Here is a 23,191-nt window from a genome sequence, read left to right as displayed (position 1 = left end):
TCAAGCGTTAATTTTCAAAATTTCTTTTAAAATCAAACACTTAACTCAGCTTCAAACAACCCTTCCGGGTCACTCTCAAAGCAGGTGGCGCATTCTACGCTCTTACTGACCGAAATCAACACCTTTTTCGAGAATTTTTCAGCGACTGGCGATTCGTTAGAATATTGCAAGTCATTGAAAAATAAAGCTTTTTCAATCTCCTCGACATGCCGCAGCGGTCGAGAGGGGCGCATTATAGGGATATGAATCCGGGGGTCAACTGCTTTTTACATTACTTAACTATTATGTCCATCAGCGTGCTTCGTGACCGTGGCTTTCTGCCACCGCAGTAATAGCAGACAGAGTACGAGCGCGGCATACAACACAGGCTCGAACCACGAAGAACGGATCTGCAGCAGATAATGAACCGCCACGAGAACAGATAACGGATAAATCAGCTTATGCAGACGCTTCCACCCCTGCTTCAGCCGCCGTTGCCAGCCACGGGTGGATGTCACCGCTAATGGCAACAGCAGCAACCAGGCTGTCATACCTAATAGTAAATAAGGCCGCTTAATCGTTTCAGCCCCCAATTCAGCGAAACGCCACTCCAGAAGGAACGCAAAGTAAGACAGTAGGTGCAGAGAGGCATAGAAGAAAGCAAACAAGCCCAGCATACGGCGGTGCTGAATCAGCCAGGGCTGTTTCAGTAAGCGGCGCAGCGGTGTGACCGCCAGCGTCAGCAGCAGAAAGTTGAATGCCCAGGTACCGGTAAACCAGACAACCGCCTTCCCCGGTTCCGGGCCTAAAATATCCCATTCACCAGACTGTAGCCGAACGATTGCCTGACCTATATACAGGAATGGCGTGATACCTAATAAGAAGAGAACAATGCGGCGCAGCCTGATCATGCAAACAATCCTGGTTCAGTAGTACTTGTGCAGGTCCATGCCTGAATAGAGAGAAGCGACTTCGCTGTAACCGTTAAACAGACGCGTCGGAATCCGGTTTGGTTTGAACAGACCAGATGGTAAGCGCCGCTCACTGGCCTGACTCCAGCGCGGGTGATCAACCTGCGGGTTCACATTGGCATAGAAGCCGTACTCATTCGGTGCAATATCATTCCAGGTCGTGCGCGGCATGGTTTCGCGGAAGCGGATGGCAACAATCGACTTGATGCTTTTAAAGCCGTACTTCCACGGCACCACTAACCGCAACGGCGCACCATTCTGATTAGGAAGCACTTCACCATACAGGCCGACTGCCATCAGCGTCAGCGGGTGCATGGCCTCATCCATACGCAGACCTTCTCTATACGGCCAATCGATGGTTGAGAAAGCCGAGCGCTGACCCGGCATCTGCTTTTTATCTTCCAGCGTGATGAATTCAATGTATTTAGCGCTGGCCAGTGGCTTGAAGCGTTTAATCAGATCTGCCAACGGAAAACCAATCCAGGGAATAACCATCGACCAGGCTTCGACGCAGCGCAGACGATAAATGCGCTCTTCCAGCTGCTGCCCTTTCAGCAGATCTTCAAGGGAGAAGGTACCTTTTACTTCGCACTCACCATCCACAGTCACCGACCATGGATCAGTCTTCAGCTTACTGGCATAACGGTAGGGGTCATCTTTACCGGTACCGAATTCATAGAAGTTGTTGTACTGAGTAACACTGCTGTAGGGCGTCAGCACCTCATCTTCGCCAAACGCGGTTTCACGCGCAGAGCCTATTTGCTCCCGCAGCCAGGGCGAGCCACTACTGCCCGGATCTTCACGACTCTGCAACGCCTGAACCGGCAAAGCACTGGCAGCAAATGCTAATGCCGCACCCTGACCAATAAACTGGCGACGCTTAAGATAGAGGGAGTGAGGAGTGATTTCGGACGCTAAAGGATCGGAGGGATTGTGCGGCTTAATGATCATGGAAGCTCCTCGGCTGGCGGTTTAACCGCCTTCCCGCGCCGGCTCCGGATAAGAGCAGATAACGCGCGGGAAGACTCAGAGCAAGGTTAGACTCAAATTGAGCTAAGAATTCAACCTTTGGCTCTTTTTTCACGCAGACGCAGCCAGGCTTCATACACCGGACCCGACAGCGCGTAGGTCATAAACACGCCCAGCAGTACCTTGGCCGGATCAATGGAGACCACCACAAACACGAAGACTACAGCCAGCATGGCAACAAACGGCACCTTGCCGCGCAGATCCAGACCTTTAAAGCTGTGGTAGCGGAAGTTGCTGACCATCAACAAACCCGCAGCCGGCACTACAACAGCCATCAGCCAGGCGATTTCCGCACCCGGTGTTCCGGTTTCACTGAACACCCATACGGTACCAGCCACAATAGCTGCCGCCGCCGGACTGGCCAGACCGGTAAAGAAGTTCTTATCGGCCACCGCCAGCTGGGTATTGAAACGTGCCAGACGCAATGCCGCACCGGCGACATAAATAAAAGCACCCACCCAGCCAATCTTACCCAGATCCTGCAGTGCCCAGCTGAACGCAACCAGCGCTGGTGCCACACCAAAGGACACCATATCCGCCAGACTGTCGTACTCAGCACCAAAATCACTCTGGGTATTGGTCAGGCGGGCAACACGTCCGTCCAGACCATCGAGGATCATGGCAATAAAGATCGCGATCGCCGCGTTTTCGAAATGGCCGTTCATACTGGCCACTACCGCATAAAAGCCGGAGAACAAGGCACCGGTAGTGAACAGGTTCGGCAACAGGTAAATGCCTTTGCGTCCCGGCCACTTGGCAGACTTACGTCCGTTCTCGTCTTCGTTATCCATCAGGGGTACAACCTTGTTGTCATCATTCATTTGTTGCAGGCTCATAAACACACCTCAGTAGAACCGCTCATTATGAGGCATTAAATGGCGGCTGTCTTCCATAACGCCTGCAACAGGGGTTCCTGCAAACGCTGACTCTGGGCACACAGACCAATGGCAAAGGGTTCAAGTTCCGGCTGCACATTTAAAACCCGCACCCGGCCAGCCATCGGGCTGTTGCGCAACACCAGCTCCGGCACCACACCAACGCCTACTCCCAGTGCCACCATACTAACGATCGCCTCATTACCCGTTACCTGAGCATAAATATGCGGAGCGATATTGCGTGCGGCAAACCAGCGGTTAACGCGGGTGCGTGCCAGTCCGGATTCCGACAGCACCATCGGCACCTGCGCCCAGTCAATTTCCGTCTGGTTCAGCGGCAGCACAGCTCCCGGTGCGCGTGGCGCTATAAAGAGAAGCGGTGATGCCGCCATGGCTTTAAAAGTCAAACCGCCAGCCAGCTGTTCCGGACGCGCGGCAATCACCACATCCGCCTCGCCGGACTCGACCCGGGGAATGGATTCCGCCGCATCGCCGGTGTGAATACGCAAATCGACCTGCGGATATTTTTCGCGAAAGCGCGACAATAAGTCCGCCAGAAAGCTGTAGCTGGCGGTAACGGAGCAATACAGTGTCAGCCGGCCGCTCAGATCGCTGACCTGAGTTCCCACCGCACTGCGCAACTGCTCCCAGCTGAGCAGGGTCTGCTCAGCATGCTGACGGAACAGCTCGCCCGCTGGCGTCAGCTGCAGGGGTGAACTGTCACGACTGAACAATTGTGCCCCGGCTTCTTCCTCCATCCGCGCCAGACGGCGACTCAGTGTCGACGCACTCATATGTAATTGCTGACTGGCTTTACCCAGATGCTGCAGCGAACTGAGACTGAGGAACACCTGCAAGTCCTTGTAATCCATCGTATTTCCTTAGCCGAAATAAGGTCGTTGCATAAAACGCAACGAGACGGCGCAAATATAGCATTTTACGCAACAGCCATCTTCCCCTACTATTCGCCGCAACGTTTTTTAATCCACATAACCTCAATTTAAGGAGCCAGAGATGGGTGCTAACTACTTCAATACTCTGAACCTGCGTCAACAGCTGGATCAGCTGGGCCGCTGCCGTTTTATGGACCGTTCTGAATTCGCTTCCGAAGCTGAATTCCTGAAAGGTAAGAAAGTTGTGATCGTTGGTTGTGGTGCTCAGGGCCTGAATCAGGGTCTGAACATGCGCGATTCCGGTCTGGACGTGTCTTACACCCTGCGTGCTGAAGCCATCGCTGAGAAGCGTCAGTCCTGGAAAAACGCGACTGACAACGGTTTCGTTGTTGGTACTTACGAAGAGCTGGTTCCACAGGCTGACCTGCTGATCAACCTGACGCCAGACAAGCAGCACACTGCTGTTGTTTCTGCTGTTATGCCTCTGATGAAAGAAGGCGCCTGCCTGGGTTACTCCCACGGTTTCAACATTGTTGAAGAAGGCATGCAGATCCGTCCTGACCTGACCGTTGTGATGGTTGCTCCTAAGTGCCCGGGTTCTGAAGTGCGTGAAGAGTACAAGCGTGGTTTCGGTGTTCCGACCCTGATCGCTGTTCACCCTGAAAACGATCCTAAAGGCGAAGGCTGGGACATCGCTAAAGCATGGGCTGCCGGTACTGGCGGTCACCGCGCTGGCTGTCTGGAATCTTCTTTCGTTGCTGAAGTTAAGTCTGACCTGATGGGCGAGCAGACCATTCTGTGCGGCATGCTGCAGACCGGTGCGATTCTGGGCTTCGAGAAAATGGTTGAAGACGGTATCGACGAAGGCTACGCAGCCAAGCTGATCCAGTACGGTTGGGAAACAGTGACTGAAGCTCTGAAGTACGGCGGCATCACCAACATGATGGACCGTCTGTCTAACCCGGCGAAAATCGTTGCGTTCGACATGGCTGAAGAACTGAAAGAACTGATGCGTCCTCTGTTCCGCAAGCATCAGGACGACATCATGACCGGCGAATTCTCCCGCACCATGATGGCTGACTGGGCCAACAACGATAAGAATCTGCTGACCTGGCGTGAAGAAACGGCAGAAACCGGCTTCGAAAAAGCACCGGCTTCTGACGTTGAAATCAACGAACAGGAATACTTCGACCACGGCATTCTGCTGGTTGCCATGATCAAAGCCGGCGTTGAACTGGCGTTCGAAACCATGGTTGAGAGCGGCATCGTTGAAGAATCTGCATACTACGAGTCTCTGCACGAAACTCCGCTGATCGCCAACACCATCGCCCGTCGTAAGCTGTACGAAATGAACGTGGTTATTTCCGATACTGCTGAGTACGGTAACTACCTGTTCTCTCACGCTGCGGTACCTCTGCTGCGCGAGAAGTTCATGCCACACATCAGCACCGACGTTATCGGTAAAGGTCTGAAGCTGAAGTCTAACTCTGTAGACAACAAGCGCCTGATCGAAGTGAACGAAAACATCCGCAACCACCCGGTTGAGTGGATTGGTCAGGAACTGCGTGGCTACATGACTGACATGAAGCGCATCGTTGAAGCCAACTGATTCTGGCTTGAACCCGCAGTAATAAAAAACCCGGCAATTGCCGGGTTTTTTATGTCTGCTTATCCGCTTAGATAATCCGGATCAGAGGCATTCAAGCTCCAGTGTGGTCTGAAACTTAAAGTGCGACTCCGTGGTATGGCGTTCGGCAAAGAACAGATCAAAAGAGTAGGTATGGTAAGGCTCAATACCCAAACGCTCGGCAACCTGATCCAGATCGAGGGTTTTCTCGATCATGCCATGAACACCACCGATATCCATCGCCAGCTTACCGTTGATAAACAGAAACAGGTCATCATCACCGCGGAAGGTAAAGTGGCCGCCCGGCACATAATAAAACTTCAGGTGTGTTTCCAGCGTGAAGTGGTAATTATGATAATTTCCCTGATTACCGAAGCCTTCACGGTCAATCGGAAAGAAACTGTGATTGCTGTATTCCCAGAAGCCAGAAGCAATTTCGCGAATCGTCAGGTTCTTGCTGATGGCCATATTCACGCCCGGCACATCACGATACCACTGGTCAAAATTGGCTTTGCCCGTTGTCGTTCTGCTGCGGCCTTCATGCGCGTAAACCGGACGGCCATCGTCACCCAGATCTTCTTTTACGATGCCATAATCGACACCATCCATGGTTTCAAAATCCGGATGGCTGGTTTTAAAGTCGCGGATTAAAACCGGAATGGTACGCGTACCATTCTCTGAGGTTTTGCACTCACAGGCTTCGCTATAGTCTGAGGGTGAACCGGCAACACTGATATTGCTGAAAACGAGCGGCAAAACAGACAGCAGCATACCTGTTGCGAAATTCCGACTAGCCATAAAGCCTCCAACCTTAAAGTAACACCAGCATAGTAAACGGAATGACGACTACAAAATGCGACCTGTGTTTACAAACCGTTATGCAATTAAAAGAAAACTGTTAACCCGGTAGCAAATTCAATGTTGTGCGTCTGCTTCTTATGCCCCAACAGCTCCGTGTCAAACATGTGGTCACGATAATCCAGGTTCCAGGTCAGCCAGTCTGAAAAAATAATGCGGTAACCTGTGCCAATCACCAGAGTAAATTGCTCATCCCCGGCAAAACGCGTATTACCAACACCACCAACCAGATAAAATGCAGAATTAAACGTCAGATTACGGGTAACAAAGGTTTCACCAGGGAACAGGTTGTAGCCCACCAGAACATCGTAATAACTGTATTCCCGTTCGGCATCAGTCAGAATATTAATGCCACTGCCATTAATGGTTTCATAGCTTGTACGTCCGGCTTCACTGCGGCCATAGTTTGCCTGCAGGAAAAAATCTTCCGTCGCATGAAATGACGCTTTTACGCCATATAGCGGATGTGTGCCGAAATCTTCGATACTGATCATGCCCAGGAAAAAACCAGCCTCAAACACTTCGTTGTCGATTTTTGCCTGATCATTTTTGCTTTGCTGAACATCCGGCTCAATAATTTTGATCGGATTAATCACCACCGATCCATCATTACCCTCTTCTGCAGACAATGCCAATGGGCTGAGCAGCAACACTGCTGCCGTCAGAAGAAACTGCTGAAACCAATTCGCCATATTGCGTTACTCACTGTGTCATTGTCTGAAAATATTGTCAGATTGCGGTATTCACCGCGTAATACGAAGTTGAAACCGATGTAGGCATTTACACCAATGCCTAAACTGCGGAAATCATCGTTAACCGGTTTATTGCCAGGCAGTTTTTCTTTCAGCTGCAACTCCTGACGACCAAATCCCGCTGACAAAAAAGGAGTGAAAGACCAGCGATCCGTCGGTTCAACAATCAGGCTGACCGAGCGCTGGTAACCATCGACGGTATCTGCGAACAACTGACCATATTCGGCTTCGATACCAAAATTACGGCTCAGGCGGTAACCCGCCAGCAGACTTACCTGTTCGGAGCCCTCCTGCTGGCCGACAGTAAAACCAAGACGCGCTTTATGACGTAAAAAATCACCGTGGCGGGTTTCCGGTAACGCCACTGGCGTGCCGGTTTCCAGCAGTGTCCGCGCCAGGCTCTCGCGGGTTACCCAGCCGGTTTTGCCGCGCCGGTCGGCGATCAGATACCAGGTTGTACGGCGACTGACCACTGCAATCTCTTCGCCTTTTTCCACCACATAAATAACCGGATAACCACGCCCCGGGCCGGTATGCAGCTCAAGAAACGGATCAATCACCTTCACTTTAAGGGCCTGATCAATATCTTCACTGGAAACTTGTGGAGGTTGTTTTTCCTGCTGTGCCGGTTTGTCTTGTTGCGCCAGGGCGACAGAAGCCCCCAGACAAAGGCTCAGCGCCAGTATCAGGTGTTGTTGCATGATGATGCCGTCATAACAGATTCGGCGGGCATCTTACGGAAAAGGCCTTCCGGCTGTCTGGCAGTGAATCACCTTCCGACTGTTAACCTGTTCACACTGTGATGCCTGTTGCAGCAAAAATGTGACACAGACCTCATTAGCGATAAAAAAAATTGGCACTATTCCATTTTTTGAACAGGTGCAGGTTTTTAAATTCATAAGTGCAGATAATGCCCGACCGTCCAACGTCAGCGTAAAGAGCGGCAGGAGTAACAGACGTGCGTTTTTGGGCATTATTGTCATTTTTCATCAGTTTTTCCGTATCTGCCCCCCTGTTAGCAGCAGATGCCAGCATTGATTTCGGCCAGCAAAAATCGGAAGAAAAAGCCCACAAAGCCATGAGCGAAGTGCAGCGCCTGTCAGGAAACATTCAGGCGCTGAAGAACCGTGTTATCACGCTGAACAAAGATCTGCGGGTAATGGAAGAAGCACTGCTGTTTCCGACCAACACTCAGTTTTCAGTTTTTGTGGCCGTCGAAGGTGGACAGTTTTTTACCCTGGAAAGCGTCAAACTGAAAATCGACGACAAGATGGTCTCCACTCATCTGTATTCCGCCAAACAGCGTGAAGCCCTGAACCGCGGTGGCGTACAGAAACTGTTTATGACCAACCTGTCTGAAGGCAAGCACGAAGTCACCGCCTTTTTTACTGGTATTGGTCCGAATGGTCGCGCTTATAAAAGAGCAGCAGAGCTGACTCTGGAAAAAGGCAAAGCAAGCCAATATCTGGAACTGGCCATCACGGATGACAGCGCCCGCCAGGAACCTGTGTTTACCATCAATCAGTGGTAGTGCTTATGCGAATGTTTATGCGCTTTCTGCTGCCACTCATACTTGCCAGCCAGTGTGCCACCGCCGCGCAGGTTAAAGACCTGGAGTACGGCGGTATTCTGTTTGATTACTACCAGCAGGATTATTTTTCCGCTCTGGTACAGTACGAATACGCCCTCAGCCAGAACGCTCTGCAGCATCATGGCGATGAAGCCCGCTTACTTAAAGGCGGTATGACCCTTTCTTATGGTATTGCCGGTCAGGCCGAAGAAATCTTCAGCCAGCTGCTTACCCCGGAAGTTGCTGCCGGGCAACGCAACCGCGCCTGGTTTTATCTGGCCAAGCTCTATTATCAGAAAGCCGATACTCCGCGTGCTGCGCATGCCCTGATGCAGATTAACGGTCAGGTACCGCAGGATATTGCCGGTGAATATAACTACCTGGCGACGCTGATTAATATCCGCAACCGCCAGACTGATGCTGCCAACGCCGGTATTAATCAGTTGTCAGACAATATTCGTTTTCAGCCTTACCTGATTTACAACCTGGCCATCAGCCAGCTGAAAAGCGGCAAAACCAAAGAAGCTATGGCCAGCCTGAACCGCGTAATGACCACTGCGGCATTGCATAAAAGTGAAGAACTGGCCGTACTGGCCGACCGTGCACGGCACGCGCTGGCACAACTGGAAATGACCGAAGGCAATCTGCTGGCTGCCTGGAATTATCTGCAGGGCGTGCGTACCACTGGCCTGTATTCCAATCGCGCACTGTTAACCTATGCCTGGGCCGCGATCAAATTAAAACGCTATAGCGACGCAGTACCTGCGCTTAATCTGTTAAATCAGCGCTCAATTACCATTCCCGAAACCCAGGAAGCCAAAGTACTGCTGGCCCATGTTTATGAAACCGAAGGTGCCAAGCGCAGTGCCCTGAAACAATATCTGCTGGCCGAAAAAGCGTTTAAAGACGGCCTGAGTGCTATTGAGATGGCGCGTAAGGTTATCGCCTCGCAAGAAATTCCACAGGAATTTGTTATTAACCTCGAAGCCATGCTGGATGAATCTGACTGGTATGGCATGCAGCCAAGCCTGGATTACAACAAGCTGACCCCTTTTCTTACCGAGCTGATGGCTTCCAATAATTTTTACTCAGTCATCAAAGAGCTGCGCGACCTGTATGGCATCCGCCGCAACCTGCAGTTCTGGCAAATGCAGATTCACGAGCATGAGCTCATCATCCGTATCCGCCGCGATCAGACCGGTATGGAAAAGCTGATGGCAGCCGCCAACGAGGCGCAGAAAAAATTCCGTTTCTATAAAGATGGATTAATGGAACAGAAGCTGACCACCCTGACACTGTCCGAACGTGATCAGGAACGCTTTACCAGTCTTTGGGCCAATACCCAGAAAGAGCTGGAACTGGTTGGCGATAAAATGGACCAGGTGGCCGCCATCAAAGAACCCTACAAACTCAGTTATCAGCTGCAGGCGCGCAGTAAAAAACTGGCAGCGCAGGTTGAACAGGAACTCAGCAATACCAACAGCCTTATCCGCTCACTGGAAAAAGTGATGCGCGGTGTCATTACCGCCGAGCTGGATAAGCACGAAGAACGGATCCGGTACTACTGGGCACAGGCGCGCCTGGGTAAAGCGCGGCTTTACGACAAAGCCCTGAATAACATCGAAGATTCCAGCAGCGGAGCACAGCAATGAAACACCTTAACCACATAGGCTTGCTTATGGGTTTGCCAATATTGTTGAGCGGATGCAGTCTGTTTGGCGGCAACGACACAATCGGCAGCTTAAAAAGCCAGGAAACCGAAGAAAGTAACCTCGATTTTTCCGATATGAATCACCATCAGGTGCGTGAGGAATATCAGGAACTGCTTGAGCTGGTCGATGACAAGTTTCTGAAAGAGCAGATCGAACGCCGTATCGCCGGTGTCTCCATGGCCGAAGGTGATCACCTGCAAACCAGCCCGGAGAATAAACCAAGCAAAGGTTACTACCGCGACGCCATTAATTCTTATATCGACATTCTGGAAAAATATCCGAACTCTCCGGATAACGCAGAAGTGCTGTACCAGCTGTCAAAAGCCTATGAGATGGAAGGCGAGCCCAAAAATGCCGAAGCCATGCTTAAGCGTCTGGTGGCTCTGCACCCGGATTACTCCGGCATTGCCGAAGCCCATTTCCGCTTAGGCGACATCAATTTCAATAACGAAAAATACAAACAGGCCGAATTTCATTACCGCACGGTAACGGAAGCCAATGCCCCATCGCTGAAGCTCAATGCCCATTACATGCTGGGCTGGGCTCTGTATAAGCGCGGACTGTTTGATGATGCACTGGAATCTTTTGCTTATGTGCTCTCCGTTGTTCTTGACGAGCAAAGCAGCCAGACCCTGAGCAACGCCGAAAAGCCATTGGTTGATGACACCCTGCACTCCATCAGTCTGACACTGGTAAACCTCGGCGGTGCCGAAAAAATCAGTGACGTAAAAGGCCTGCGCAACAAAGCCTATATCTGGCAGGTGTATGAAAATCTGGGGGCCTATTACCTCGAGAAAAACCGTTATGCCGACAGCGCTGCAACCTATCAGCACTTTATTGCCAGCTACCCAATGGATAGCCGCACGCCGGGTATGCACAGCAAGCTGATTGCAGCCTACATTAAAGGTGCGTTTGCCAAAGACGTATTACAGGCCAAGCAGGCTTATGTTGCCCAATACGGTATGCAATCCGCTTACTGGGCACAGGCCAGCGAAACCCTGCGTGCTGATATCAGCAGCAACCTGAAACCCTATCTGACCGAGCTGGCCGCACACTTCCATGCCCAGGCCCAGGCGCAAGCCAAACTGGCTGGCGAGAAAGACGCCGCCAAAATTAAAGGTGCCGATGAGCTTAACGAAAAATCAGCCGTCTCTTATGCCAGTGCGACTCAATATTACGGCGAATACCTGAGCAGCTTTCCGCAAAGCAGCGATCTGGCTAAACAACGTTACCTGAAAGCAGAAGCGCATTTCGAAGCCCGCCAGTACGATCAGGCTGCCGCCGACTATGAAATTGTCAGCTACCAGTATCAGGATAAAGAATTCGGCAACCGCTCAGGTTATGCCGCGATTCTTGCTTATCAGAACCGTATTGCGGAACTGGAACAGAATCCAAAAGAAAAATCCCACGCACAGGAAAACGCAGTCGCCAGTATGCTGCGCTTTACCGAGCGCTACGATACCGACAAGCGCTCACCTGCCGTACTGACTAACGCCGCCGAATATTTATTCAGCCTGAACCGTTATCCACAAGCGATTGACGTGGCCAGTAAGCTGATCAGCGGCAATAAAGCGCTGGATAAAAATCTGAAACAAACCGCATACGGTATTATCGCGCACTCGTATTACCAGCAGAAAAATTACCTGGAAGCGGAAAAAAACTACGACAACCAGCGTCAGCTGTTAGGCAAACAACACCCACAATACGTCGCCGTCAGCGAGCGCATGGCCACTGCCGTGTATAAAAAAGCCGAAGGCATGATGGCCGCCGGGCAAAAACTGGCAGCCGCCGAACAGCAGCTGCGCATCAAAACCATTGCACCTGACAGCAAAGTCCGTGTTATTGCCCAATACGATGCAGCCGTGACTTTACTTGCAGAAAAACAATGGCAGCCAGCCATTACAGAGCTGAAAGAATTACGAGCCCTCTATCCACAACATGAGCTGGCAGCCGAATTCCCACGCAAACTGGCCTATGGCTATGAACAGGATGGCCAGCTGCAGCCTGCTGCCAAAACCTACGACTACCTGTACGCCAACGACAAAAGTGCTGACGTAAAACGTGATGCCCTGTTCGCCGCTGCAGGCTTATACGAAAAACTGGGTCAGCTGGATACTGCGCTGGAGTATTACAAGACCTGGGCACGTAATTATGAACAGCCATTCGATAACCGTATGGAAGCGCGCTATCACATTGCTCTGATTTACGGCCAGCAAAATGATGAGCGCCGCAAACTCTATTGGCTGCGCCGCATTGTTCAGGGTGATGCCAGTGCCGGTGAAATGCGTACTGACCGTTCCCGCTGGCTGGCGGCCTGGGCCAATAACGAATATGGCGACTACTTTGCTGCTGAGTTTAATAAACGCCGTCTGGCTGCCAATCTCGAGCGCAATTTACCGCTGAAAAACCAGAGTCTGCAGGATGCCGTCAGCCGTTATCAGCTGGCTGCCGAATATGGCCTGCTGGAATTCACCACCCAGGGCAGTTTTAAAATTGCCCGTCTGTATCAGCAGATGGCTAACGAGCTGCAGACCCTGCCCGTTCCGGAAGGCATGTCCGAGCAGGATAGCGCAATGTTCCGCGAGCTGATTGCACAACAAGCTGCGCCGATGCTGGAACTGGCATTGTCGGTATATACCAGCAATGTTGAGCAAGGCTGGAAAGGTCACTTTAACCAGTGGATTGATGACAGTTTCAAAGCGTTGGCGCTGCTGTCTCCGGCACGCTTTAACAAAACCGAAGAACAAAAGAGGTATGGCGATGAAATTCGTTAAGCCCATGCTGTTTCTGGCACTGCTCAGCGGCTGTGCCGCCCAGCAGACGCAGACAACAACAGAAACTCAGACTCTGACCCAGACAGAAAAGTACCTGCCACACCAGGCGTATGATGAAAAAGGGCAAAAAATTCCCTATGTGCCGGCAGAGAATCCATATCTGAAACAAACCGGTACCATCAGCAAAGGTTCAGTACTGCTGTTTATCGAAGCGAAAAAAGCACTCGCCGCCGATGATGAAAAAACCGCAGTGCAGAAGCTGAAAGTGATTGCCGAAAAAGATCCGTCACTGGCCGGCCCTCTGGCCATGCTCGGTGATATCAGCATGACCAATGAGCGTTATGCCGAAGCTGCAGAGTATTATCAGAAAGCACTGGCGATTAACGACGTAAATGTTAATGCCTGGCTGGGTCTTGGCGAAGCACAGCGCCGTCAGGGGCAATTTATTGCGGCCCAGAATACTTATGCCAAAGCCCTGCAACAATGGCCTGACTTTCCTGAAGCACATCTGAATCTGGCTGTGCTTTATGACCTGTATCTCAACATTCCGCAGCAGGCACAGGCACACTATGAAGCCTACCTGTTTCTGACCAATAAAAAGACGCACGCTGCGGCCGACTGGTATCAGGAAGTACAAAGCCGCACTGGCATCAATAAGAGCTTTATCGATGCCGGACCGGCGGTAAAAGACAGCACCAAACTGGCGGCGGAATAAACCATGAAATATCTGTTCATTGCCTGTTTATTCAGTCTGCCAGCTATCGCTGAAGAACCAATCAAACTGGAAAGTAAGATTGTCGGCGATAAAGAACAACCCTCTGTCAGTTACTTTGTGCCCTGGCAGGAAGCCAGCGGCGTCGACCGGCTTTACCAGAACGTGGAAGACCGGTACGACAACAGTCTGGAAGCGATTGATCGTGACGTTATGCTGCGCTCGATGCGTATCTATGACGAAATGAATCTTGAAAATAACCCAAGTTTAAATTCTGAGGCTAACTAAAATGGGCGATATCTACAGCATCGTGGTCAACTTCCTGAAAGAAGGGGGCCTGTTTATGTATCCGATTTCTATCGTACTGGTACTGGGCCTGGCGATTGCTTTTGAACGCTGGATATTCCTCAAGCGCGAAAAAGCCCGCAACGAAAAAACCTTTCAGGATTTTCTGCCATTACTGCGCACCAACGATCACGAAAAAATGACCCTGTTCACCCGTGATCATCAGGCGGCGGTATCGCGCATTATTGGTTGTGGTCTGGATATGATGAAAATCACCAAGCAGCGTGCCGATATTGAGCAAGCCATGAATGAAGGTGTGATGGAAGTTCTGCCGCGCCTGGAAAACCGTACCAACTACCTGGCCATGCTGGCCAACGTTGCCACCCTGCTCGGTCTGCTTGGTACCATTATTGGTCTGATCGCGGCTTTTGCTGCCGTTGCCAACGCCGACCCGGCGGATAAATCTGCCCTGCTGTCACAGTCTATTTCGGTAGCGATGAATACCACGGCATTTGGTCTGATTGCGGCGATCCCGCTGCTGATTGCCAGTGCGGTAATCAATAACAAAACCAATGCCATCGTCAGCAGCATTGAAATGGCCGCGATGAAATTTCTCAACGTAATGACTCTGAACCGCGCCGTTGAAGCCGGTTATCCGAAAGACAATCGTGGCGACGATCAAAAGGCATCCTGATGGCTTTTAAAATGAACCGTCGCATGGCGGAAGATACCGATATTGATATCACATCCTTTATGAATCTGATGATCGTATTGGTACCGGTATTGCTGCTCAGTCTGACCTTTACCAAAGTGCGGGTGCTGGATATTAACCTGCCTGAGCTCAGCGGTGGCCAGTCTGCAGCGGAACTCAGCCAGTCGCAGCTGGATGTGATGGTCGATAATGAAGGCTTTACCGTGTATTTCCCCACCGGAAAGCTGCTGAAAAAGATTCCGCTCAGCGACAACCAGTACAATTATCGCGAGCTGTCACAGCTGATGCGTGATCTGAAAGATCAGCTGAGCGATAAAAAAGACGCAACTATTATTGCTGCCAAAAACGTCGAGTATCAGACTCTGATTTCCACCATGGATACCGTTAAATCGTATAAAACGGTGGTGGCTGCCAGTCTGGTCGAAGTTGAACTCTTCCCGGAAATTTCTCTCGGGGATAAAAAACGGTAACGGATATGGCCTCAAACAGCTTTATTCAGCGCAAAGTCACCAAGACAGCCACACTGAACCTGACCTCGCTGATGGATATTTTTACCATCCTGGTGTTCTTCCTGCTGATGAATACCGGTGAGAGCCAGGAGTTGGCCAAAGCCAATTTTGTCAAACTGCCTGACTCCAATGCCGATGGAGCCCTGCACGGACAATTGGTTATTAATGTCGCTCAGAATGCCATCATGATCGACAACGAAGAAATTGTTGCCGTCAGCGACGTTAACCGCCGTCCGGGCGAAGTTAATAAACCGCTGGGCGAAGCGCTAAAAGCCTTTGCCGAAGAAAGCGGTGAGCTGACCGAAGTAGAAAAGAAAATCGGCCGCTCGGTAACCATCATGGGTGATCAGAGTGTGCCCTACGATTTATTAAAAGCCGTGATGACAACCTGCAGTGCCTATGGATTCCGTGATGTATCGCTTGCGGTTAATCAGGTTGCCGCCAGCGCACTGACTGCCGGAGGACAATAGTATGTCAGCCAGTGCTCAGTTTGTTTCGCTGCAACTTGATCTGCCATGGAGCGTTAACGAAGAAAATAACCAGCGTTTTATCCGCCAGGTTAAACGTCTGGCTATTGTGTTGCTGGTGCTGTTTATTGCCGTGCCTTTTTTACCGACCTGGGATGTGCATTTCAGTGATATAGAACAGCCTCCTGTCGTGCGTACCAAGGTGATGCTGGAACCTCCGAAAATGCCGGAACAATCCAAACCGGTACAGGAAGTGGTGCCACCGCCACCCAAGCCAAAACCGAAACCACAGGAAGCAGTAACCGCTGCCGATCGTCCGCAGCCCAAAGCCGGAGGAAAAGCACCGGCTCAGGCACTGCAGGCTCTGTCTTCGTTGAACACCATGAAAACCAAAGTGGATGTCAGCAAATTACAGAATAAAAACCTGTCGGAAAAAGGCGGGCAAGCCAAAGCGAATACCCGCTCCAGCCTGGGTCAGGAGAATCTGAACAGCAGCGGCGGTCTGAAAAATGCCGATCTGGATATGCAGGTAAAAGGAACCGCTCTGGCGCAACATCAGGGGACAGCGATCGACAGTCCGATAGCCTATCTCGATTTACCGGATGAAGGCGGCAGCTACAGCGAAGGGGCCCGCGGCCGGCGCGATATGGAAAGTATCCGCCGGACCATCGAAAATACCAAAGGCAGCGTGTATGCCCTGTATGCCAAAGCCCTGCGTCAACACCCGGATCTGAGCGGTAAGTTTGTCTTTGAACTGGTGGTCGAACCTGACGGCACGGTATCGCGCCTGAAGTTAATCCGCAGCGATCTGAGCATGCCGGATCTTGAGCAAAAGATGTTGGCGAAAGTATCCGGTATTAATTTCGGTCAGGAAAAGGTGGCACCAACGAAAGTGCAGTACACCTTTGTACTGATTCCGAGCTGAACGGCATTGTTAGAATAAATCTCTCCGTATCCTTTTTTACGGGGAGATTTACTCTGCCGAATCTTCTTTGTGCAACATTTTGGTTACGTAAAAACCAGAAATAAGATAATTCGGGCCGCCTGTTGAAAGCGTCCTGATTTGTGTAATTCCGGCTGGCCATTTAGCGACTTCCACATGGAAAAAGCGCAATAAAACCCGCGGATTTTCACGCTTAATCCAATCTCTTCTGACAAATCAGCACTGGTTCACAATATCGGAAACTGCCCCCTTTGCCCTTCTGGTTTGTGATCATGTTCCATCTTCCCATTTAACAAAATGACACAATAGCGATGCCCAATTTCGGGTCCGGATCTCGCTGTTGAGCATCCGGTGTAAGTACTGGTTCAACACGTTGCTCAGGCAGCGTTACCGGTTTTTAGTTCAAGGGTGAGCAACGATGAAATCAGCTGTAATTAAATTCTGTTCTTCCGGCGTACTGTGCAGCAGCCTGTTATTGGCAGGCTGTGGTGAAGATCTTGGCGTTGATCCGAAAATCAGCGAAGGTGACACCACCTTTACCAACGATGTGCCTTTTGCTTATGTGCAGCGAACACTGAGCAATGCAACAGAAGCTTCCGCTCAGAGTTATCTGGCCGGGGCACAGCTGATTGTACGCGAGCGTGTTTCGTCCAGCGCCAGCGATAAAGAAGTTCTGGCCAACGCCATCGACAGCAGTCTCTACGATGTTAAAGACCTGAACGTCTCACCCGACGGTCGCTTCCTGATTTTTTCTGCCCGTGCCCTGAACGAAAAAAGCGCAACCGCCAACAGCGGCGAAACCTGGAATCTGTACGAATACGATTTTAATCAGGGCAATGTCCGTCGCGTGCTCAGCGATGATAGTCTGGCAAACAGCGGCCAGGACACCAACCCTGCTTACACCAGCGATGGCGATATTGTTTTTTCCTCCACCCGCGGACAAAACGACAGCGCAAACTCAGTACTGTTTAAAATGGGTCGTGATGGCAGCGATCTGACCCAGCTGACCAGTGGCAGCGTTTACGACTACAAACCAACCATGATGGCCGATGGCAGCCTGGTCTTTATCCGTATTGCCAGCGGCAGTGAAGCGCCGGTATGTGAAAGTGACAGCAGCACTGTAAAAGCCACCAGCATCAGTGCCAGCCGCTGTGTCAGTGCCAGCGGTGCAACCGCCGCCAGTAAAAAATACAGCCTGCTGCGCCTGAACAGCAGCAACGGTGAGCCGGAAGAATTAGCCAGCGGCGAAATTCCGCTGGGCAGTGATGAAGCCAGCCTGCAATTAATGAATGTTGTACAGGATGCCGATGGCCACCTGGGCGCACTGATTAAACACCAGAATCACAGCCTGATGGGCGGCGATGTTATTACCATTACCGGCGGCCAGCAGGCCAATACGGTATTTGCCGGTTTATCACCTGAGTCTTATACCGGTGGTCAGGTTAACGTATACCCGGGGCAGATTTCCCGTGGTGGCTGGTACAGTGCCTTCTGGCCTTACCGTGATGGCAGCGGCCGTATGCTGATCAGCTGGACTCAGTGTCTTAGCCAAAAAAGTGGTCTGACCGATTCCTGCCGTGACACAACCGATTTTGATTCGGTCAGTGCCCGCTATGGCGTCTGGGCCTATGATCCGGCCAGCAATACCCGTCAGCCGGTTATTAATGGTAAATCCGGAGTGGTGTATACCGAACTGGCCGTTGCTTACCCATACCAGGGCAGCAATCTGAATTTTGCACCGGTTATTCCGGACCCTACTGATCCTACTGATCCTACCGATCCTACCGATCCTACCGATCCTACCGATCCTACCGATCCTACCGATCCTACCGATCCTACCGATCCTACCGATCCTACTGATCCTACCGATCCGACTGATCCGACTGATCCGGCAGAGCCAACCGGTGCCGCTATTAATGGCACGCTGAGCACCAGTGAAGATATCGCCGTAGCACTCAACATTGATCTGTCCGCCTATAAAAGCTGGATTGATGATGGTTCGATGGGTGCGCTGGTTGTCCGTGACGTACCTGCCGCGGCTGCATTTAATGTCGGCGTCCGCAATGCTGACGGCAGCTGGACCATCGCCCTGAATAAACTGGCCGAAGCGCAATTTATTCCTGCCGAACACAGCGGCAGCGATGCCCTTCTGAAAACCGCCGTTACCTACAGCGCCAAGGGTAAGAGCAAAACCTTTACTGGTCAGATCAGCGTGGCGGTTGAGGCCGTTGCCGATGCACCGCAGTTAAGCCTGACCCGGCAGCCTCTGGCCAGTGACCGTTTTACCAGTGCTTATCTGCAGGAAAACCGCGCCATCCTGAATATTGATCAGGTCATCAGCCAACTGAACAGCAGCAATTATGTTCTGGTCGGAACCGCTCAGACCCGTGGCGATATTCAGGCCGGTGCCGCCGATGAATGGATTGTCGCAAACGATGCCAATATTTCTGCTTCTGCGGGCGACGATGTTATTCAGGTTAATCGTGGCAGTGTCGATGCCGGCGATGGTAACGATATCGTGCAAATGCTTGGCGGCAGCGTAAATGGCGGCCGTGGTAACGATCTGATTCAGATTAATGCCGGCAGTGTTAATGGCGGCGAAGACGATGACGTTATTCAGATTAAAGGCTGGTCTGATGCGGTTAATACCGATATCGACGGCGGTGATGGCTTTGATCACCTGATCGTTGATCGGTCGCTGGTCAGCCGTATCGAATCTCTGGGCGAGCACGCCGGCCGTATCGAATTTATTAGTGGTGGTTCGGTAACCTACCGCAGCATCGAAAACCTGAGTCAGGGCGGCGAGTTGATTTTTGCTCAGGGCGTCGAACTGACTGCCAGCGCACAGCTGCTGGATACTGATGGCTCCGAAACCATTCTGAGCACCGTTATTTCCGGCGTACCGGAAAAAGCCCTACTGAGCCATGCAACACGGATTGACCAGAACAGCTGGAAAATCGACAGCGATTATCAGGGGGCACTGCAATTGCTGTGGCCATCCAGCCTGAGCGATGATTTCACTCTGACCATGACAGTAAAAAGTCAGGACAGCGATGCTGACAGCAGCGTGATTTATCCGCTGAGCACCAGTACCACTCTGGCAGTTACCGTGGCAGATCTGCTTGATCCAACCGATCCAACCGATCCTACCGATCCTACCGATCCAACCGATCCGACTGATCCAACCGATCCGACTGATCCGACTGATCCGACTGATCCGACTGATCCGACTGATCCGACTGATCCGACTGATCCGACTGATCCGACTGATCCGACTGATCCTACCGATCCTACCGATCCTACCGATCCTACCGATCCTACCGATCCTACCGATCCTACCGATCCTACCGATCCGACTGATCCGACTGATCCGACTGATCCGACTGATCCGACTGATCCGACTGATCCGACTGATCCGACCAATCATAAGCCGGTTGCCAATGCCGGTGCGGATATCCTGAATCAGCAGGTTGGCACAACCGTTATGCTGGATGGTGGCGCAAGCTCCGATGCCGACGGTGATACCCTGACTTACAGCTGGAGAGTGATCAGTTCACCGGCAGAAATCGATGTTGACCTGCTGACCGACCCTACCGCCCAGCAGCCAACGCTGACGCTGGTCGAAAAAGGTTTCTATGTTGTTGAACTGACCGTGAGTGACGGCAAAAGTGTCAGCGCGCCGGATACCGTAATGATCGAAGCCGTTGCTGATGATCAGATGTGTGTAAGCGGCAAGAAATTATCCATCTGGGCGGCAAAAGCCAGTGAAAATAACCCGGACAAACTGGTTAAAGATGTATTCCTGGGCAATATCACCTCGTTCAAAGGAACCAATACGCCAGCGGCCAGTTACAACTACTACAGTGATTCAGCGCATCCGACCTATGTGGCAGACGCATACAATGATGCACTGCCGCAGCCAAAAGACAGCTCGGCTCATATTTTCTTCTATGAGTCGACGGTTGCCCATGCCGCACGCAGCTACTCGAACAATTCTGCGATTAAACCACGCGGCCAGCTGAATGAAGGCGATCTGTTCCTGTACTTCTTCTTTAATAAAGATGCCGCCGGACAGAGCAACAACAAAGTGTATTTTGAGGTGCTCACCGACAACAATCTGAATGCCGCAGGCATTCCGGTTGATCAGGTGATTCTGTCAGACGATGGCCACGAACTTTATTCAGTAAGTAACGGCAGCGCTGCAGACAAGCATTATGTTGGTGACTTCCAGTACTGGTACAACACCGATGGTGGTGTGGTCGGTCCGTTCCGTGGTGAAGAATTTACCATCGCAGTGCGCGCAACATCACAAAGCCCGGTGGGTGAAGACCTGACCGGAGCAAGCTTCTTCTCCCGTGAAGGAACTGAATATAACTTCTTTAAAGATCCTAAAATCACGTCCTTTATCGTGACTTATAAAGAAGAGAAAAATTGTGATGATGTAGATCCTACCGATCCTACCGATCCTACCGATCCTACCGATCCTACCGATCCTACCGATCCTACTGATCCTACTGATCCTACTGATCCGACTGATCCGACTGATCCGACTGATCCGACTGATCCGACTGATCCGACTGATCCGACTGATCCGACTGATCCGACTGATCCTACCGATCCTACCGATCCTACCGATCCTACCGATCCGACTGATCCTACCGATCCTACCGATCCTACCGATCCTACCGGGCCAACTCCGGGCGCCTGTTATTCCGGTCAGGGTTACTGGAAAAACCATAACCGCTACGCCAGCAACCCAAGCCAGCAGGTTGCATGGCCTGCCGTTCCGGATTATCTGGTCAGCGAAGACACCAATATCTGTGGCCAGACCTGGCTGAATAACCTGCATACGCCACCGCGTGGCGATGCACTCTTTATTCTGTCACATCAGTGGATTGCCGCCCGCCTGAACCAGGCCAATGGCGCTGCCTTAACCGGCACCATCAGCGATGCCATTAACCGCAGCAGCGAACTGCTGGCTCAGTGCCGCATCAGCCGTGCTGAGCGTGAAGAAGCCGTTGCTCTCGCATCATTGCTCGACGATTTTAACGACAGCGAAGACTGCGCCTACACCGAGCCGGACCAGCCTATCGGCAACCACTATGGTGTGGTGAATATCCGCAGCATTTATGAAGTTGAAGGCGTCGATATGATGGCCAGCCAGGGTGGCATTGCTGCTCTGCGCGATCCGGCCCTGTTTCCGCTGAATGAACGCAGTGAGCGTTTTATCCGCGTCCTCAGTTCAGACAAAGAACTGCTGGGTTACGCCGCGGTTCAGCCCGATGGTTCCGCTCTGTTTAAAGTACCAGCCAACACCGATTTTACGCTGGAAGTGGTGAACAGCCGTCTGAAAGCACTGGCCAGCAAGAACGAGCATTATGCTTACCTGAATGCTCTGTCAGCGCACACGCTGAACGTTGCTGCCGGTGAAACCCTGCACTATCAGCAAGATTCTGAGGCCAATCCGGGCGGTCATGCCGGTTATGCCTTCGCCAATACCAACAGCGCGATTGTTGCCAGCGAAGATGGTCAGACCATGGCTGAAGCACTGGCAGATCATCAGCACAGTCTGCCTGTTGTCAGCGCCGACATCCGTTATCAGGACGTGTGGAGCCTGAGCAATGCCGCCGCCGATATCAGCTACAGCTACAGCCAGCTGGATACTCCGGCACCGGCCAGCAGCGCCTGTATTAACAGCTGGGATAAAGACTGCAGTGCCCGCATCACCTACACCGACCATGTGCAGCCGTTGTGGGAAAAAAGCGGACGCGACAACAGCGGCCGCAGCTGCGTTGCCTGCCACGATAATTCCGGCGCCACCGGCCTGGATCTGACCTGGGACGGCGTAGCACTGGATAAAGCCAATATCGTGTCATACCGCGAGCTGTTCAGCCCACGCGCGACCTATATGTATCTGGCTAACCAGTTCAGCCCGGTGAGCAGCAACCACTGCCGTCGTCAGCAGGAACTGCCTTTTGTCGAACAGCCAGGCAACGACTGCTTTACCTGCTACAGCCGCGTGCTGATGTCCGATCTGGGAGCTCTTGAATCAGCGAATTTCTTCGAACTGTTCAGCACCGAACCGGATCACAGCAACTACCTGTTTAACCCGGATGAAAATACCCCGCGCATTAATCACAGCGCCATGCTCAGTGCAGAAGAACTGCGTTTAATCAGCGAATGGCTGGATAGCGGTGCACGGGTACATTAAAAATAACGAGCAATAAAAAAGGGCCTCAATTGAGGCCCTTTTTTTATTTCTGCATCTGGCTGCTTCAGTCCCACAGAGTGGAGAAATTCCCTGCCGTTCCAAAATGCATCACTTATCTAACTACTTTCTTCAATTCGACCGCCTTTCCGGGGCAAGCCCCTGGCCCCCTGCAAGGAGAGGTATCTCCTTACGATCCTCTCTTTTCGGTGCGTCCGGCTTTATCCATACAACTACAATAGTTATGCGGCACGCAAAACAATTCGCCCAGGCGTTCAGCGCCGCTATGCTCGCCAGCTGGCCGCCCGGTTAACG

18 protein-coding genes are annotated in these 23,191 nt (G+C 51.7%); 11 read left to right on the top strand and 7 right to left on the bottom strand.

All coding sequences use genetic code 11. The features are described from left to right. Positions 1-275: 275 nt before the first annotated feature. The 4 genes from HUF18_RS13075 to ilvY form a co-directional block, all read right to left on the bottom strand. Positions 276-890 (bottom strand): sulfite oxidase heme-binding subunit YedZ, encoded by a 615-nt coding sequence (locus HUF18_RS13075; protein ID WP_225692497.1) that lies wholly within the window; start codon positions 888-890, stop codon positions 276-278. A 15-nt stretch (positions 891-905) separates the two neighbouring features. Continuing rightward, positions 906-1,901: a protein-methionine-sulfoxide reductase catalytic subunit MsrP gene (gene msrP, locus HUF18_RS13070; protein ID WP_145471079.1), complete on the bottom strand. Its 996-nt coding sequence runs from the start codon at positions 1,899-1,901 to the stop codon at positions 906-908. A gap of 110 nt (positions 1,902-2,011) precedes the next feature. Then, positions 2,012-2,815, bottom strand: a complete 804-nt coding sequence (gene pssA, locus HUF18_RS13065; RefSeq protein WP_371736687.1) for a CDP-diacylglycerol--serine O-phosphatidyltransferase — start codon at positions 2,813-2,815, stop codon at positions 2,012-2,014. Between the two features lie 35 nt (positions 2,816-2,850). Next, positions 2,851-3,726 (bottom strand): HTH-type transcriptional activator IlvY, encoded by an 876-nt coding sequence (ilvY, locus tag HUF18_RS13060; RefSeq protein WP_225692496.1) that lies wholly within the window; start codon positions 3,724-3,726, stop codon positions 2,851-2,853. Positions 3,727-3,868: 142 nt separating this feature from the next. Between ilvY and ilvC the strand changes: the two genes are divergently transcribed. Next, complete coding sequence (gene ilvC, locus HUF18_RS13055; RefSeq protein WP_145471081.1) at positions 3,869-5,356, top strand: ketol-acid reductoisomerase; 1,488 nt, start codon at positions 3,869-3,871, stop codon at positions 5,354-5,356. A gap of 81 nt (positions 5,357-5,437) precedes the next feature. On the opposite strand, the gene HUF18_RS13050 is transcribed toward ilvC, so the two are convergent. From HUF18_RS13050 to HUF18_RS13040, 3 genes are all read right to left on the bottom strand, one after another. Next, the gene (locus HUF18_RS13050) at positions 5,438-6,172 is read right to left on the bottom strand and encodes a fibro-slime domain-containing protein (protein WP_145471082.1); all 735 of its coding nucleotides are present in this window, start codon (positions 6,170-6,172) and stop codon (positions 5,438-5,440) included. Between the two features lie 86 nt (positions 6,173-6,258). Then, entirely contained in the window at positions 6,259-6,924 is a 666-nt protein-coding gene (locus tag HUF18_RS13045) for an outer membrane beta-barrel domain-containing protein (RefSeq protein ID WP_145471083.1), read from the bottom strand. Next, a complete protein-coding gene (locus tag HUF18_RS13040) occupies positions 6,894-7,685 on the bottom strand; it encodes an SH3 domain-containing protein (protein WP_145471084.1) in 792 nt (263 codons plus the stop codon). The genes HUF18_RS13045 and HUF18_RS13040 overlap by 31 nt, the downstream gene beginning before the upstream one ends. 257 nt (positions 7,686-7,942) lie before the next feature. Here HUF18_RS13040 and HUF18_RS13035 point away from each other — a divergent pair, with 257 nt between their 5' ends. From HUF18_RS13035 to HUF18_RS12990, 10 genes are all read left to right on the top strand, one after another. Then, positions 7,943-8,515, top strand: a complete 573-nt coding sequence (locus tag HUF18_RS13035; protein ID WP_222428628.1) for an AraC family transcriptional regulator — start codon at positions 7,943-7,945, stop codon at positions 8,513-8,515. Positions 8,516-8,520: 5 nt separating this feature from the next. Next, a complete protein-coding gene (locus HUF18_RS13030) occupies positions 8,521-10,206 on the top strand; it encodes a tetratricopeptide repeat protein (RefSeq protein ID WP_225692495.1) in 1,686 nt (561 codons plus the stop codon). Next, positions 10,203-13,040 (top strand): tetratricopeptide repeat protein, encoded by a 2,838-nt coding sequence (locus tag HUF18_RS13025; RefSeq protein ID WP_225692494.1) that lies wholly within the window; start codon positions 10,203-10,205, stop codon positions 13,038-13,040. The genes HUF18_RS13030 and HUF18_RS13025 overlap by 4 nt, the downstream gene beginning before the upstream one ends. Then, positions 13,027-13,755 (top strand): tetratricopeptide repeat protein, encoded by a 729-nt coding sequence (locus tag HUF18_RS13020; RefSeq protein ID WP_186436049.1) that lies wholly within the window; start codon positions 13,027-13,029, stop codon positions 13,753-13,755. Before HUF18_RS13025 ends, HUF18_RS13020 begins: the two co-directional genes overlap by 14 nt. 3 nt (positions 13,756-13,758) lie before the next feature. Beyond that, positions 13,759-14,040, top strand: coding sequence for a hypothetical protein (locus HUF18_RS13015; protein WP_145471088.1), 282 nt, complete (start codon positions 13,759-13,761; stop codon positions 14,038-14,040). 1 nt (position 14,041) lies between these two features. After that, a complete protein-coding gene (locus tag HUF18_RS13010; protein WP_145471089.1) occupies positions 14,042-14,731 on the top strand; it encodes a MotA/TolQ/ExbB proton channel family protein in 690 nt (229 codons plus the stop codon). Beyond that, positions 14,731-15,219: an ExbD/TolR family protein gene (locus tag HUF18_RS13005; RefSeq protein ID WP_145471090.1), complete on the top strand. Its 489-nt coding sequence runs from the start codon at positions 14,731-14,733 to the stop codon at positions 15,217-15,219. The genes HUF18_RS13010 and HUF18_RS13005 overlap by 1 nt, the downstream gene beginning before the upstream one ends. Positions 15,220-15,224: 5 nt before the next feature. Further along, entirely contained in the window at positions 15,225-15,728 is a 504-nt protein-coding gene (locus HUF18_RS13000) for an ExbD/TolR family protein (protein ID WP_145471091.1), read from the top strand. A 1-nt stretch (position 15,729) separates the two neighbouring features. Continuing rightward, positions 15,730-16,650, top strand: coding sequence for an AgmX/PglI C-terminal domain-containing protein (locus HUF18_RS12995; protein WP_225692493.1), 921 nt, complete (start codon positions 15,730-15,732; stop codon positions 16,648-16,650). 436 nt (positions 16,651-17,086) lie between these two features. Next, positions 17,087-22,879 (top strand): PKD domain-containing protein, encoded by a 5,793-nt coding sequence (locus tag HUF18_RS12990; protein ID WP_225692492.1) that lies wholly within the window; start codon positions 17,087-17,089, stop codon positions 22,877-22,879. Positions 22,880-23,191 lie beyond the last annotated feature (312 nt).

Source organism: Thalassolituus sp. ST750PaO-4, assembly GCF_020320405.1.
Lineage (GTDB): Bacteria > Pseudomonadota > Gammaproteobacteria > Pseudomonadales > Oceanobacteraceae > Venatoribacter > Venatoribacter alkanivorans.
This window is presented reverse-complemented; position numbering and strand designations above follow the sequence as displayed.